The organism is Stagnimonas sp. FW305-C-60 (assembly GCF_058782965.1).
Genome location: NZ_JBYSYF010000001.1, coordinates 68,042 through 82,282, shown reverse-complemented (window position 1 = coordinate 82,282; position 14,241 = coordinate 68,042). Strand labels below are relative to the sequence as shown.

The window sequence follows — 14,241 nt, the reverse complement described above, 5'->3', positions numbered from 1 at the left end:
GGCTAGGTGGCGCCTCAGTGCGCCTTGATGAGGGTGCCGATGCCCTCGTCGGTAAACAGTTCCAGCAACACCGAATGGTCCAGCTCGCCGTTGATGATGACGGCGGTCTTCACCCCGGAGTTCACCGCGTCGAGCGCGCACTGGATCTTCGGCAGCATGCCGCCGTAGATGGTGCCGTCGGCGATCAGCCCCTGCACCTGCGGCACGGTGAGGCCGGTGAGCACATTGCCTTCTTTGTCCTTCACGCCCATCACATTGGTGAGCAGGATCAGCTTCTCGGCCTTGAGCACGCTGGCCAGCTTGCCGGCGACCAGATCGGCATTGATGTTGTAGGCCTCGCCCTCGCTGCCGACGCCGACCGGCGCGATCACCGGGATGAAGCCGCCGGCCTCCAGATGGGTGACCACCCGCGGGTCGATTGCCTCCACCTCGCCAACCTGGCCGAGGTCCTGGCCCTTGATGGTCAGCTTCCGGGCGCGGATCAGGCCGCCGTCCTTGCCGGTGAGACCGACCGCCTGGCCGCCCTGCTGGTTGATCGCCGAGACGATCGCCTTGTTGACCAGGCCGCCGAGCATCATCTCGACCACGTCCATGGTCTCGCCGTCGGTGACGCGCATGCCCTCGATGAACTCGCTCTTCTTGCCGAGCTTTTCCAGGTGCTTGCCGATCTGCGGGCCACCGCCGTGCACCACCACCGGGTTCATGCCCACCCGCTTCATCAGTACGATGTCGCGCGCGAAGGACTGGATCATGTCGTCGCCCTTCATGGCGTTGCCGCCGTACTTGACCACGAAGGTCTTGCCGGAAAAGCGCCGGATGTAGGGCAGGGCCTCGGTCAGGACCCGGGCGATGTTCTGGGCGTTGCTGATGTCGATGGGCATTTGCTTGCGGATGTTGCTGACGTTGAGCAGTCCGTCCCGGGCCATGGGTTTCCCTCGCGGTGTGACGACGATGGCCGGCGTTCTACGCCGCGGGGATCAACTCGGGATGAAGGTTCTGCGACGGGATGATGACGGAGTGTGACGCTCAGGCGCTGCCGGTGGAGCCGAAGCCGCCGGCGCCACGGTCGGAAATCGCGTGGAATTCGCTCACCAGCTCGAAGGCCGCCTGCACCACCGGCACCAGCACCAGCTGGGCGATGCGCTCGCCGGGCTGGATCACGAAAGGCGTGGTTCCAGGCGGATTGCGGTTCCAGCAGCTCACCATCAGCTCGCCCTGGTAGTCGGAGTCGATCAGACCGACCAGATTGCCGAGCACGATGCCGCTCTTATGGCCCAGGCCGGAGCGCGGCAGGATCACTGCCGCCAGGCCGGGATCGCCGATGTAGATCGACAGCCCGGTCTTGATCAGCGTGGTCTGGCCCGGCGCCAGTTCCAGCGGCGCGTCGAGGATGGCGCGCAGGTCCAGGCCGGCGGAACCGGGCGTGGCGTAGGCGGGTTGCGCGGCGCGCGGGTCGAGAATCTTGAGCTGGATGTTCTTCATGGTCGGCGCGTGGGACGCGCGGTTAGGGGATTAGCGGGCCTGGTAGAGCGAGACGATGCGGTCCACGAGCTGACGGGCGACCTCGGCCTTGCTGGCGGCAGGGATTTCCTGCTCGCCGCCCGGCCAGTAAAGCTGCAGGGCGTTGTCCTCGGCATCGAAGGCCTTGCCGTTGCCGACCCAGTTGGCGGCGATCAGGTCGAGCTTTTTGTTTTGCAGCTTGCCGCGCGCGTGCTCGGCGAGCTTCTCGGTTTCCGCCGCGAAGCCGACCACGAACAGCTTGGGCTGGGCAGCGCGCACGGTGGCGAGGATGTCGGGGTTCTTGCTCAGCACCAGGGTCAGCGATTCGCCAGATTTCTTGATCTTCTCGCTGGCGACTTCGCTGGCGCGGTAGTCGGCCACCGCAGCGGCGCCGACGAAGATCTGCGCCTCGGCGGCGGCGGCCAGGCTGATGCCCAGCATCTGCTCGGCGCTTTCGACGTCGATGCGGGTGACGCCGCGCGGCGTCGGCAGCTGGGTTGGGCCGGAGATCAGGGTCACCCGCGCGCCGCGCGCTGCCAGCGCCTCGGCCACTGCGTAGCCCTGCTTGCCGGAGGAGCGGTTGGTGATGAAGCGCACCGGGTCCAGCGGTTCGCGGGTAGGGCCGGCGGTGACCACCGCGTGCAGGCCGGCAAGATCGGCCGGCGCGGCGGCGCCGACCTGCGCGACCACCGCTTCGAAGATCTGCTCGGGTTCCCACATGCGGCCCTCGCCGGTCTCGCCGCAGGCCTGGGAGCCGGAGCCGGGGCCGAGCAGGCGCAGGCCGCGCTGCCGCAGCCGGTCGATATTGGCCTGGGTGGCGGCATTGGCCCACATCAGGCGGTTCATCGCCGGCGCCGCGAAGATCGGCTTGTCACTGGCCAGGCATAGGGTGGAGAGCAGGTCGTCGGCCAGGCCCTGGGCCAGCTTCGCCAGGCTGTTGGCGGAGGCGGGCGCGATCAGGATCGCGTCCGGCCAGCGTGCCAGCTCGATATGGCCCATGGCCGCCTCGTGCTGGGGGTCGAACAGCGCGCCACGGGTTTCCCGGCCGGTGAGGGCCTGGAAGGTGAGCGGGGTGACGAATTCGCCGGCGTGGGCGGTCATCACCACCTGCACCTGCCAGCCGGCCTTGACGAACAGGCGCGTCAGTTCCGCCGCCTTGTAGGCGGCGATGCCACCGGTGACGCCCAGCAGCAGCTTGCGAGGAGGGGCAGTAGTCATGACGCGCATTGTAAGGCCCGCTATGCTCTGGGCTGGGTCGCATCGACATCAATATCTAAGGGAGCGCACGATGTCCGCCGTCATTTTTCTGGTGATTCTCGGCCTCTTGGCCTTCTTCCTGGTCGGCGTCTACAACGGGCTGGTGACGCTGCGCAACGGCTACAAGAACGCCTTTTCGCAGATCGAGGTGCAGCTGCAGCGCCGCTACGATCTGATCCCCAACCTGGTGGAAACCGCCAAGGCCTATCTGGCCCACGAGCGCGGCACGCTGGAGGCGGTGATCGCCGCCCGCGGCGGCGCGCTGAGCGCGCTCAAGGCGGCCCACGCCAACCCCGGCGATCCGGTGGCGATGACCAAGCTCTCCGGCGCCGAGAGCGCGCTGGGCAGCGCGCTGGGGCGCTTCAGCGTCAGCGTCGAGGCCTATCCGGAACTCAAGGCCAGCGCCAACATGCAGCAGCTCAGCGAGGAGCTGGCCTCCACCGAAAACCGCATCGCCTTCGCCCGCCAGGCCTACAACGACGGCGTGCTGAGCTACAACAACAAGCGCGAGGTGTTCCCCAACAACTTCGTCGCCGGCCTGTTCGGCTTTGTCGCCGCGCAGGCGCTGGAGCTGGAAACCCCGGAAGCCCGGCAGGCGCCGAAAGTCAGCTTCTAGGCCGATAAACGCGGTCCGGCACCGCCGCAGCGACGATGAACTTCTTCGAGCACCAGGCGCGTGCGCGTGCGCAGTCGCGCTGGATGCTCTGTGCCTTCGTGCTGGCGGTGCTGATCGTCTCCCTGCTGGTGGGCAGCGTGCTAGCGCTGACGGTATCGACGGCCAGCAGCCAGAACCCGGCCTACGCCGACCTGCGCCTGCCAGACCCGTCCATGGTGGCGGCGGGTGCTGCGCTGGTGCTGCTGGTGATCACGCTCGCCAGCCTGTTCAAGATCAGCCAGCTGAAGGCCGGCGGCGGAGCGGTGGCGCGGGCGCTGGGCGGCGTGCGGGTAGACCCGGCGACCCGCGACCCACGCCTGCGCCGGCTGCGCAATGTCGTGGAGGAAATCGCCATCGCCTCCGGCCTGCCGGTGCCCGAGGTCTATGTGCTGGAACAGGAGGCCGGCATCAACGCCTTCGCCGCCGGTTATGCGCCGGCCGATGCCGCCATCGCGGTGACCCGCGGCAGTCTGGAGAAGCTCAACCGCGACGAGTTGCAGGGCGTGATCGCCCACGAGTTCAGCCATGTGCTGAACGGCGACATGCGGCTCAACATCCGCCTGATGGGCCTGGTGTTCGGCCTCCTGGTGATCTACGTGATCGGCCGCGAGCTGCTGGAGGCCACCCCCAGGCGTGGCAGGCGTGGCGGCACGTTGACGGTGCTGGGTTTCGGCCTGGTGGCGGCGGGCGCGGTCGGCTTGCTGTTCGGGCGTCTCATCAAGGCGCGCATCTCGCGCCAGCGGGAGTTTCTGGCCGATGCCTCGGCGGTGCAGTTCACCCGCCAGACCCTGGGGCTGGCCACCGCACTGAAGAAGATCGCCGGCTACGACCTGGGCTCGCATCTGAGCCGTGGTCGTGGCGAGGAAGTCAGCCACATGCTGTTTGGCGATGGCTTCGGTCTGCACTTCCTGTTCGCCACTCATCCGCCGGTGCTGGAGCGCATCCGCCGCCTGGAGCCGGGCTTCAAGCCGGAGTCCCTGCGCGGTCTGGCCGAGCAGATCAACGATCCCGGCTACTACGTTCCGGAGGGCGAGGAGGAGCTGCCGCTCAGCCGTCTGCGCGCGGCGGGCGGCGCGGTGAGCCCGGAGCAGGTGGTGGCGCAGGTGGCGCATCCGGGCGCCGACGACTACCGCTACGCCGAGCAGCTGCACGCCACCCTGCCGGCCGACCTCATCGCCGGTGTGCAGGACGCACAGGAGGCGCCGGCCTTGCTGCTGGCCCTGTTGCTCAATGCCCGCGACGAGGCGCTCGCTGCCGAGCAGCTGCGGGTGATCGGCGCCAGCCTGGGCGCGCCGCTGGCCGCGAAAGTCGCGTACTGGCGGCGGCGGCAGGGCAATCTGCATGCCGCCCAGCGGCTGCCGCTGGCGGCGCTGGTGTTCCCGATCCTGCGGACGCGTCCGGCCGCCGAGCTGCGCCGCTACATGGAGCTGGTCGCCGCCGTGAGCCGAGCCGACGGTCGGGTCTGCGCCTTCGAGTTTGTGCTCGGCCGCATGCTGCGGGTGCAGTTGGCCGATCTGCTGGCACCGGCACTGGCGCACGACAGCGGCCGGCGCCGCCTGGCCCACTGTGAGGACGCGGTCGCCCTGCTGCTGGCAGCAATGGCCGATGCGGGCAATCCCGATCCCGAGGCGGCCCGCCGCGCCTTCCAGGAAGGCTGGAACCACCTGTATCCGCGTCTGGCGCGCCGCTACCTGGGCGGGCCGAGCTGGCCGCAGTTGGACACTGCCCTCGATCAGCTCGACGAGCTGGCCGCGCCGGCCAAGCAGCTGCTGGTCGAAGCGCTGGTGCGCACCCTGGCCCACAACGGCCGGGTCACGGTCGGCGAGGCAGAGCTGCTGCGGGTGGCCTGCGCCAGCCTGCACTGCCCGTTGCCGGCCGGCCTGGGTAGCGGCGGATGAGCATCCGCGACTGGCCGGAGGGCGAGCGTCCGCGCGAGAAGCTGCTGGCGCGCGGCGCGGCCGGCCTGTCGGACGCCGAGCTGCTGGCGATCTTCCTGCGCACCGGCCTGCCGGGCTTGAGCGCGGTTGATCTCGCCCGCGAGCTGCTCGCCCGGTTCGGCGGCCTGCGTGGCCTGCTGGGCGCCGAGCGCGCCGCCTTCTGCGCCGCCAAGGGCCTGGGCGAGGCCAAGTACGCCCAGCTGCAGGCGGTGCTGGAGCTGGCGCGGCGCCATCTCGGCGAGACCCTGGCCGAGCGCGACCTGCTGCGCGAGCCGGCGCTGGTGCGCCGCTATCTGGCCAGCCGTCTGCGCGACCGCGACCGCGAACTGTTCTGCGGGCTGTTCCTCGATGCCCAGAACCGCCTGCTGGCCTGCGAGCTGCTGGCCGAGGGCACGCTCAGCGAGGCCAGCGTCTACCCGCGCGAGGTGGTCAAGGTGGCGCTGCGCCTGGGCGCCGCCGCGGTAATCTTTGCCCACAACCACCCGTCTGGCACGCCCGATCCCAGCGAGGCCGACCGCCGGCTCACCGAGCGTCTGCGCCAGGCGCTGGCGACGATCGAGGTGCGGGTTCTGGACCATTTCGTGGTCGGCGAGGGCGCGCCGCTGTCGTTCGCGGAACGCGGGCTGTTGTGAGCCTCGCTGCAGGGTGCTTGCTTAATCTTTGGCCGGCCGGCATACTTCGCGCCCTTTTTGTCAGGTTTCCGCGTTTGCGGGAGCCTGGATAACCCCTCCCGTAGAGGTCTTTCAGCCATGTCCCGAGTCTGCCAAGTCACTGGCAAGAAGCCGATGGTGGGAAACACCGTTTCCCACTCCAACGTCAAGAAGAAGACCCGCTTCCTGCCCAACCTGCACACGCACCGGTTCTGGGTGGAAAGCGAAAAGCGCTTCGTGAAGCTGCGCGTGTCCAACCACGGACTGCGCATCATCGACAAGCAGGGCATCGAGCCGGTGCTCGCTGACCTCCGCGCCCGCGGCGAAGTGGCCTAAGGAGAAGAGCAATGGCTGGCAAGAAGAAGGATAACGAGAAGATCAAGCTCGTCTCCACCGCTGACACGGGCTACTACTACACCACCAAGAAGAACCGCAAGAACACGCCGGAAAAGTTCGAGTTCAAGAAGTACGACCCGGTGGTTCGCAAGCACGTCGTGTTCAAGGAAGCCAAGATCAAGTGATCTCGCGCTAAGGCGCAAGATCGTTCCCGCCCAGGCGGGAAGCGGTTTCGATGAAAGCCCGCTTCATGCGGGCTTTTTCATTTTTCCGGGCTACCATTCGCGGCCATGAGTGAATCCCAGGAACGCCTCCACCACCGCCACCTCGAGCAGGCGCGCGAGCAGATCATCGATCTGCTGACGCGTCAGGCCGTCGAGCGCGAGCTGGTGAGCCGCTCCGAGGGCACCAGCCGCCAGGACGTGGTGGCGCAGCTGGTCGCCCGCCAGCAGCAGGCGCAGCTGGAGCAGAAACTGGCGCTGCTGCACCCGGCCGACGTCGCCTTCATTCTTGAAAGCCTGCCGCCCGATGCCCGCGAGGCGGCCTGGGGGCTGGTGCGGCCGGAACGGCGCGGCGCCGTGCTGCTGGAGATCAACGAGGCGGTGCTGCGCGCCCTGCTGGGCGACATGCGGCCGGAGGAAATCGCCGCTGTGGTGCGGCACCTGGATTCCGACGACATCGCCGAGCTGCTCGCAGAGCTGCCGGAGGAGCTGAGCCAGGAGGTTCTGGTGCGCCTGGACCGCGACGACCAGGCCGAAGTGCGTTCGGTGCTGTCCTTCCCGGAGAGCAGCGTCGGCTCGATGATGGATCTCGACTTCCTGTCGGTGCGCGAAGACGCCTCGCTGGAGGCGGTACTGCGCCTGCTGCGCCGGCAGAAATCGCTGCCGCCGGAAATCAACCAGCTGATTGTCATGGACCGCGGCGGCCATCTGCGCGGGGTGCTGTCGCTGGAGCAGTTGCTGCTCTCGGAGCCGGAGCGCGAGGTCAGGGACGTGATGACCGCCGAGCCCACCTATTTCTATACCGGCGACGCCATCGCCGACGCGGTCACCGCCTTCGAGAAATACGACCTGATCTCGGCGCCGGTGGTGAACCTGCACAAGCAGGTGGTAGGCCGCATCACCGTCGATGCGGTGGTCGACGCCATCAAGGAGCGCGCGCAGAGCGAGAGCCTGCGCCAGGTCGGTCTGTCCGGCGAGGAAGACCTGTTCGCGCCAGCGATAGAAAGTGCCAAGAACCGCTGGCCCTGGTTGGCGCTCAACCTCTTGACCGCCTTCATCGCCTCGCGGGTGATCGGGGCCTTCGAGGGCGTCATCGTCCAGTTGGTGGCGCTGGCGGCCTTGATGCCCATCGTCGCCTCCATTGGCGGCAATACCGGCAACCAGACCGTGGCGCTGGTGATCCGCGGTCTGGCGCTCAATCAGCTGGGCCCGACCCAGCTGCGCAAGATGTTCAGCAAGGAATTTGCCGTTGCCAGCGTCAATGGCGTGCTCTGGGGTTCGGTGCTGGGTCTGGCGACTCTGGCGCTGTATCACCAATGGCCGCTGGCGCTGGTGATCGCCGTGGCGGTGATGCTCAACCTCTGGGTGGCCGCCGCTGCCGGCGTGCTGATTCCACTTACCCTGCAACGCTTCGGCCGCGACCCGGTGATGGGCTCCTCGGTACTGCTCACCGCCTGCACCGACAGCATGGGCTTCTTCATCTTCCTCGCCTTGGCGGCGGTGTTCCTCGTCTAGTCGATGGCCACGTTCGACACCCGTTTCCGCCGCGTCGATCCCCCCGTTTCCCCCGGAGCCATTCCCATGCGCACGTCCTTCATCAAGTGGATCGTCCTGGCCATCGTCGCTGTCCTGTTCTTCGCGCGCTTCTCGCCGTTCTCGGTGGTGCCGGCCGGCCATCGTGGCGTGGTGACCCTGTTCGGCAAGGTCGATCCGGTGCCGCTGGATGAGGGCCTGCACCTGGTCAATCCGCTGTCGCAGGTGGTGAAGATCGACGTGCGGGTGGCGCGTGCCGACTCCGAGGGTGAGGCCGCCAGCCGCGATCTGCAGACGGTGCACACCGCCATCACCCTCAACTACCGCATCAATCCGGCGCTCACCGCCACGCTCTACCGCGACGTCGGCCCCGGTTTCGAGCAGAAGGTGATCGACCCGGCGGTGCAGGAGACCTTCAAGGCGATCACCGCCAAGTACACCGCCGAGGAGCTGATCACCAAGCGCGAGGAGGTTCGCAGCAATATCCGCGCGCTGCTCACCGAGAAGATCAACGCCCGCGCCGAGAACTCCCTGGCGCTGGACGAGGTGTCGATCACCAACTTCCGCTTCTCCGACCAGTTCCGCCAGGCCATCGAGTCCAAGCAGGAGGCCGAGCAGCTGGCGCTGAAGGCGCAGCGCGATCTGGAGCGCATCCAGATCGAGGCCAAGCAGCGCATCGCCACTGCCGAGGCCGAGGCGGCCGGCCTGCGGGCGCAGAAGCAGGAGATCACGCCCGACCTGCTCAAGCTGCGCGAGATCGAGGTGCAGAGCAAGGCCATCGACAAGTGGAACGGCGTGCTGCCGCAGACCATGGCCGGCGGTGCACTGCCCTTCATCGGCTTGCAGCCGGGCACGGATCGCCCGCGCTGAAGGGCTGCCGCTCGGTTCCCGTCATTGAAGCGCCATCCGCCCAGCCCTATCCTGCGCGCCCCATGACCGACACCGCCCGCATCGCTGACCAAGCCCGCCAGATGATTGCGGCCGGAAACCTGTTCCATGCCCGCGGCTGGGTGCCGGCTACCGGCGGCAATTTCTCCGCGCGGCTGGATGCGGAGCGGGTGCTGATCACCGCCAGCGGCAATCACAAGGGCGAACTCGCGGAAGCCGATTTCCTGATCGCCGACCTCGACGGCCGGCCGCTGGAGGCCGGACGCAAGGCGAGTTACGAGACGCTGCTGCACATGCAGATCTACCGCCGCCACCCGGACGCCGGCGCGGTGCTGCACACGCACTCCACCGCCAACACGGTGCTGTCGCGGCGCCATGCGCAAATCGTCCTGAGCAACTACGAATTGCTGAAGGTGCTGCCCGGCGCGCCCGATCCGCAGTCCAAGGTGGCGATCCCGGTGTTCGCCAACGACCAGGACATCGCCCGCTTGAGCGCGGCGGTGGATGCCCACATGGTGCAGTCACCGGCGACGCCGGCCTATCTGATCGCCGGCCACGGCCTCTACGCCTGGGGCGCCACGGTGGCGCAGGCGCGGCACCGGGTCGAGGCGATCGAATTCATGCTTGAATGCCATCTGCGGGAGGCAATGCTGTGACTACCCTGACCATCACCCCCGACAACCGTCCCGATCAGGTGCTGCTGCACAGCGGCGATTTCGCCACCATCCAGCGCGAGCTGGCGGCGGTCGGCGTGCCGATGGAGCGCTGGCGCGCCGATGCGCAACTGGCCCCCGACGCCGACCCGGAGACGGTGCTCAAGGCCTACCAGGCCTCGGTGGACGCGCTCAACGCCAAGTACGGCTTCCAGTCGGTGGATGTGGTGTCCATGCATCCGGCGCACGAGCAGGCCCAGGCGGCGCGCGGCAAGTTTCTCGCCGAGCACACCCATGCCGATTTCGAGATCCGCTTCTTCGTCGATGGCGCCGGGGTGTTCTACATCCGCACCGGCGGCAAGGTCTATCAGATCCTGTGCACCGCCGGTGATCTGATCGAGGTGCCGGCGGGCGCCACCCACTGGTTCGACATGGGGCCCAAGCCGCTGTTCAAGGCGATCCGCTTCTTCACCAAGCCGGACGGCTGGGTCGGCAATTTCACCGGCGACCCGATCGCCAAGAGCTTCCCGGAATACGCGGGAGCCGGAGCGTGAGCATTCGGGCGATCGTGACCGATATCGAAGGCACCACCTCCTCGATCGATTTCGTCCACCAGACGCTGTTTCCCTATGCCAAGGCGCATCTGCGCGGCTTTCTGCGCGCCCATGCGCGGCGGCCGGAGATCGCGGTGCATGTCCATGCCGTCGCCGAGGCCGAAGGGCGGCAGCTCACGCTGGAAGACGCCGCCGACGTGCTGGAGCGCTGGATCGCCGAGGACCGCAAGGCGACGCCGCTCAAGGCGCTGCAGGGCATGATCTGGGCCGAGGGCTATGCCGCTGGCGAATTGCAGGGCCACGTCTACCCCGACACCCCGGAATATCTGCGTCGCTGGCATGCGCAGGGACTGGGGCTTTACGTCTATTCCTCCGGCTCGGTGGAAGCGCAGCAGTTGATTTTTGGCCACACCGAATACGGCGATCTCACGCCGCTGTTCTCCGGCTATTTCGACACCCGCGTCGGCGGCAAGCGCGAGGCGGCCTCCTACCGGCACATCCTCGCGGAGATCGGCTTGCCGGCCGATCAGGTTCTGTTCCTTTCCGACATCGGTGAGGAACTCGATGCCGCGCGCGAGGCCGGCCTGGCCACCACCCAGTTGCTGCGCGACGCCCAGGCCAAGGCCTTTCCGCAACATCCGGCGGCGCGGGATTTTTCCGAAGTCCGCGTCTAGGGCTTGCCCGTTCCGGAGCCGCCCTGGTGGAACCAGTGCCAGGGCTCGTAGAGATAGCCCTGGCGGTTCCCGCGCGGATATGACATCCGGAAGCCGTGCTCCGCCGCGTGCCGGCATAGCCATTCGTAGGCGGGCGTGGTTTCGAAAGCCTCGTCCAGCGCCGCTACTCCGGCGCAGCCGATGTCCACCGCGCGGCCGCTGTGGTGCTCGCTATAGCCAGGCGGGGCGTTGATGCGCAGCACTTCCTCCGCGCTCAGGCCGCGCGCCAGCTTGGCGCGGATCAGGGCGGCCTGGTAGTCCACGCTGCGGAAGCCGGAGATCAGCAGCAAGCCGACGCCATCGCGCGCCGCCGCCTGGCGCAGCGCGAGCCAGGCTTGGGCGGCGCCGGGGGTCAGCAGCTTGTCGCGGCCATCGGTGCCGAGGCCGACCGGCGCTAGTCGCCGTGCCTCTGGAATCAGGCGCAGCGGGCGTCCGGCGAGCAGGCTGGCCGGCAGTCCCAGCTCCGCCAGCAGCACCTTAATGCGCTCGCGGTAGGCGGTGCCGGCCTGCCGGCGGTTCATCCGAACAGGGCGCGCCAGTCGGCGCTGCGGTCGCCGACGGCGATGAACTCCGGGTTGAGGATCGAGTCCTTGCCGTTGTAGTCCAGAGGTTGCAGGTCGGGCAGGCGCAGCACCGCGCCGCCCGCCACTTCCAGCACGCACTGGCCGGCGGCGGTATCCCATTCGCTGGTCGGCCCCAGGCGCGGATACAGATCGGCGATGCCTTCGGCGACGCGGCAGAACTTTAGCGAAGAGCCGACGCTGTCGGCATCGTGCGCCGGCGCGCGCGCCAGGAAGGCGTCCAGACGCGGGTCACGGTGCGAGCGGCTGACCAGAAACACCGGTCGCGCCGGTAGCGGTCGCGTGCGCAGGGCCACGCGTTCGCTGCCCAGGCCCTTGTAGCTGCCGAGGCCGCGGGCCGCGCTGTAGGTGACATCCAGCGCCGGTGCGTGCACCACGCCCAGCACCGGCTGGCCGGCTTCGATCAGCGCGATGTTGACGGTGAACTCGCCATTGCGCTTGACGAACTCGCGGGTGCCATCCAGCGGGTCGATCAGCCAGTAGCGTGGCCACAGCCGGCGTTCTGCATGTGGGGCCAGCGGGCTCTCCTCGGAGATCAGCGGCATTCCTGGAGTCAGCGTTGCCAAGCCGGCTGCGATGCAGTGCTGGGCGGCGAGGTCGGCCTCGGTGAGCGGCGAGTCGTCGTCCTTGCTCTGCACCGCGAAGTCGGACTCGTAGATGCGCGAAATCTCGCGGCCGGCGTCCAGCGCGATGCGGGTGACGGCGTCGAGCAGGTCGTGGCTGTTCATGTCCGTATCATAGGCAGGATGAAAGCCAAACTCGTGGACTGGATGAGGATTGACTGGGTGCTGCTGGATATGGACGGCACCCTGCTCGATCTCGCCTACGACAACTACTTCTGGCGCGAACATGTGCCGCAGGCCTATGCCGCCGCGCAGGGCTTGAGCGTGGAGGCCGCACGCGCCGCGCTGGAGCCGCATTTCACCGGCTTGCAGCACACGCTGCCCTGGTACTGCACCGACCACTGGAGTCGCCTGACCGGCCTCAACATGGCCGCGCTCAAGCGCGCCACCCGGGAGCGGATCGGCGCGCTGGAGGGCACCGAGGACTTTCTGCGTGCGCTACGCGCGGCTGGCAAGCAGGTCTGGCTGGCCACCAACGCCCACCGCGACAGCTGGTCGCTGAAACTGGAGCACACCGGCCTGACCGGCTATTTCGACCACATCGTCTGCTCGCACGACTTCGGCGCGCCCAAGGAGACGCCGGAGTTCTGGAGCGGCCTGATGGCACGCCATCCGTTTCCGCGCGAGCGGGCGCTGTTTGTCGATGACAGCCTGCCGGTGCTGCGTGCAGCGCGCGAATTCGGCATCGGCCAGGTGCTGGCCATCGCCCATCCGGACAGCAGCCAGCCGCCGCGCGACATCACCGAATTTCCGGCAGTCAACCGACTGCCGGAGTTGCTGCCGCTTTAGCGACGGCGCGGGCCGCCGCGACCGCCACCGGGCCGGCCACCACTGCCGCTGCGGCGCGGGCCGCCACGGAAGTCGCGGCTGGGGCGCGGCGGCGCGACGTAGTCGGGTACGCCGGCCTTGAGCTGCTCGACGGTTTCCGGCAGCGGCGGAATGCGCATGCCGATGTAGGTCTCGATGTCCGGCAGCGAGTAGACATAGCTCTCGCAGCAGAAGGAGATCGCGTCGCCCTGGGCGCCGGCGCGGGCGGTGCGGCCGATGCGGTGCACGTAGTCGGCGGCGTCCTGCGGCAGGTCGAAGTTGATGACGTGGGTGACGCCGCTGATGTGCAGGCCACGGGCGGCGACGTCGGTGGCGACCAGGATCGGCAGCTTGCCGTCCTTGAAGTCCTGCAGCAGCTTCAAGCGCCGGGTCTGGGCGACGTCGCCGGACAGCGTGGCGGCCTCAAAGCCATTGAGGTTGAGCGCGTTCTCCACCTGCTCGCAGTCGCGCTTGGTGTTGACGAACACCAGGGTGCGCACCGGATCGTGCTGGCGCAGCAGGCCGACCAGGGCCTGCAGCTTGTCGCTATTGGAGATGTGCAGCAACGCCTGCTTGACCCGCTCGGCGGTGACTTGCTCGGGCTCGATCTCGATCTTCTGCACATCGGGCTTCATGTGCTCGAAGGCCAGCTCCAGTACCCGGTGGCTGAGTGTGGCCGAGAACAGATAGCTCCTGCGCTCGGCTGGCGGCGGCATCTTGCGCAGCAGATAGCGGATGTCGTCGATGAAGCCCAGGTCGAACATGCGATCGGCTTCGTCCAGCACCATGATCTCGACATAGTCCAGGGTGTAGAGCTTCTGCTTGTAGAAGTCGATCAGGCGGCCAGGGGTGCCGATCAGGATGTCGACACCGCGCTCGATCTCGGCGCGTTGCTGCTCATAACCGGCGCCGCCATAGCAGACCGTCATCGACAGGCCGGTGTCGGCGCCCAGTGCCTTGGCGTCGTTGTAGATCTGCACCGCCAGTTCGCGGGTCGGCGCCAGCATGAAGGCGCCGGGGGCAACCACGCCTTCCGGCGAGCGCGGCGGGGTGGTCAGCAGGTGCTGCATGGTGGCAAGCAGAAAGGCCGCGGTCTTGCCGGTGCCGGTCTGCGCCTGGCCAGCGAGATCCTGGCCGGCGAGCGCACGCGGCAGGCAGGCGGCCTGGATCGGCGTGCAATGGTTGTAGCCCAGCTTCTCCAGCCCGGAGAGCAGGCGCGGATGGAGGTTGAGTGAGGTGAAGGTGACGTCGCTTAAGTGATCGGGTTTCATCGAGTTGGAGTGCTGCGCCAGCCGACAGCAGGGGCGCATGAGGCGGGTATGAGGCTTAGGCA

General features: G+C 67.9%; 17 protein-coding genes. 11 read left to right on the top strand and 6 right to left on the bottom strand.

Features of this window, described 5'->3' with window-relative positions; all coding sequences use genetic code 11:
* Positions 1-14 precede the first annotated feature (14 nt).
* From argB to coaBC, 3 genes are all read right to left on the bottom strand, one after another.
* A complete protein-coding gene (gene argB / locus AC3WT6_RS00385; protein ID WP_492652829.1) occupies positions 15-881 on the bottom strand; it encodes an acetylglutamate kinase in 867 nt (288 codons plus the stop codon).
* 145 nt (positions 882-1,026) lie between these two features.
* Entirely contained in the window at positions 1,027-1,482 is a 456-nt protein-coding gene (dut, locus tag AC3WT6_RS00380; protein WP_492651566.1) for a dUTP diphosphatase, read from the bottom strand.
* A gap of 30 nt (positions 1,483-1,512) precedes the next feature.
* Positions 1,513-2,718, bottom strand: a complete 1,206-nt coding sequence (coaBC, locus tag AC3WT6_RS00375) for a bifunctional phosphopantothenoylcysteine decarboxylase/phosphopantothenate--cysteine ligase CoaBC (RefSeq protein ID WP_492651565.1) — start codon at positions 2,716-2,718, stop codon at positions 1,513-1,515.
* A 70-nt stretch (positions 2,719-2,788) separates the two neighbouring features.
* On the opposite strand from coaBC, the gene AC3WT6_RS00370 reads away from it, so the two are divergent.
* The 10 genes from AC3WT6_RS00370 to mtnC all read left to right on the top strand — a co-directional run bounded on the left by AC3WT6_RS00370 (position 2,789) and on the right by mtnC (position 10,858).
* Positions 2,789-3,373 carry a LemA family protein gene (locus AC3WT6_RS00370; RefSeq protein ID WP_492651564.1) on the top strand — a complete coding sequence of 195 codons (585 nt, stop codon included), beginning with the start codon at positions 2,789-2,791 and terminating at the stop codon, positions 3,371-3,373.
* Positions 3,374-3,408: 35 nt separating this feature from the next.
* Positions 3,409-5,310, top strand: a complete 1,902-nt coding sequence (locus tag AC3WT6_RS00365; protein WP_492651563.1) for a M48 family metallopeptidase — start codon at positions 3,409-3,411, stop codon at positions 5,308-5,310.
* On the top strand, positions 5,307-5,981 hold the full coding sequence (gene radC / locus AC3WT6_RS00360) for a RadC family protein (protein ID WP_492651562.1): 675 nt from the start codon (positions 5,307-5,309) through the stop codon (positions 5,979-5,981). Before AC3WT6_RS00365 ends, radC begins: the two co-directional genes overlap by 4 nt.
* 117 nt (positions 5,982-6,098) lie before the next feature.
* Positions 6,099-6,335 (top strand): 50S ribosomal protein L28, encoded by a 237-nt coding sequence (gene rpmB / locus AC3WT6_RS00355; protein WP_492651561.1) that lies wholly within the window; start codon positions 6,099-6,101, stop codon positions 6,333-6,335.
* Between the two features lie 11 nt (positions 6,336-6,346).
* Positions 6,347-6,520 carry a 50S ribosomal protein L33 gene (gene rpmG, locus AC3WT6_RS00350; protein ID WP_492651560.1) on the top strand — a complete coding sequence of 58 codons (174 nt, stop codon included), beginning with the start codon at positions 6,347-6,349 and terminating at the stop codon, positions 6,518-6,520.
* A 105-nt stretch (positions 6,521-6,625) separates the two neighbouring features.
* Complete coding sequence (gene mgtE / locus AC3WT6_RS00345; RefSeq protein WP_492651559.1) at positions 6,626-8,071, top strand: magnesium transporter; 1,446 nt, start codon at positions 6,626-6,628, stop codon at positions 8,069-8,071.
* A gap of 66 nt (positions 8,072-8,137) precedes the next feature.
* The gene (locus AC3WT6_RS00340; protein ID WP_492651558.1) at positions 8,138-8,959 is read left to right on the top strand and encodes a prohibitin family protein; all 822 of its coding nucleotides are present in this window, start codon (positions 8,138-8,140) and stop codon (positions 8,957-8,959) included.
* A 62-nt stretch (positions 8,960-9,021) separates the two neighbouring features.
* Positions 9,022-9,633 carry a methylthioribulose 1-phosphate dehydratase gene (locus tag AC3WT6_RS00335; RefSeq protein WP_492651557.1) on the top strand — a complete coding sequence of 204 codons (612 nt, stop codon included), beginning with the start codon at positions 9,022-9,024 and terminating at the stop codon, positions 9,631-9,633.
* A complete protein-coding gene (locus AC3WT6_RS00330; RefSeq protein ID WP_492651556.1) occupies positions 9,630-10,184 on the top strand; it encodes a 1,2-dihydroxy-3-keto-5-methylthiopentene dioxygenase in 555 nt (184 codons plus the stop codon). Before AC3WT6_RS00335 ends, AC3WT6_RS00330 begins: the two co-directional genes overlap by 4 nt.
* The gene (gene mtnC / locus AC3WT6_RS00325) at positions 10,181-10,858 is read left to right on the top strand and encodes an acireductone synthase (RefSeq protein ID WP_492651555.1); all 678 of its coding nucleotides are present in this window, start codon (positions 10,181-10,183) and stop codon (positions 10,856-10,858) included. Before AC3WT6_RS00330 ends, mtnC begins: the two co-directional genes overlap by 4 nt.
* Here the strand turns inward: mtnC and AC3WT6_RS00320 are convergent.
* The gene (locus AC3WT6_RS00320) at positions 10,855-11,418 is read right to left on the bottom strand and encodes a M15 family metallopeptidase (RefSeq protein WP_492651554.1); all 564 of its coding nucleotides are present in this window, start codon (positions 11,416-11,418) and stop codon (positions 10,855-10,857) included. The genes mtnC and AC3WT6_RS00320 overlap by 4 nt on opposite strands.
* Positions 11,415-12,206, bottom strand: coding sequence for a 3'(2'),5'-bisphosphate nucleotidase CysQ (cysQ, locus tag AC3WT6_RS00315; RefSeq protein ID WP_492651553.1), 792 nt, complete (start codon positions 12,204-12,206; stop codon positions 11,415-11,417). Before cysQ ends, AC3WT6_RS00320 begins: the two co-directional genes overlap by 4 nt.
* Positions 12,207-12,224: 18 nt before the next feature.
* On the opposite strand from cysQ, the gene yrfG reads away from it, so the two are divergent.
* A complete protein-coding gene (gene yrfG / locus AC3WT6_RS00310; RefSeq protein WP_492651552.1) occupies positions 12,225-12,890 on the top strand; it encodes a GMP/IMP nucleotidase in 666 nt (221 codons plus the stop codon).
* Here the strand turns inward: yrfG and AC3WT6_RS00305 are convergent.
* Entirely contained in the window at positions 12,887-14,218 is a 1,332-nt protein-coding gene (locus tag AC3WT6_RS00305) for a DEAD/DEAH box helicase (protein WP_492651551.1), read from the bottom strand. The two genes, yrfG and AC3WT6_RS00305, sit on opposite strands and share 4 nt — an antisense overlap.
* Between the last annotated feature and the right edge of the window lie 23 nt (positions 14,219-14,241).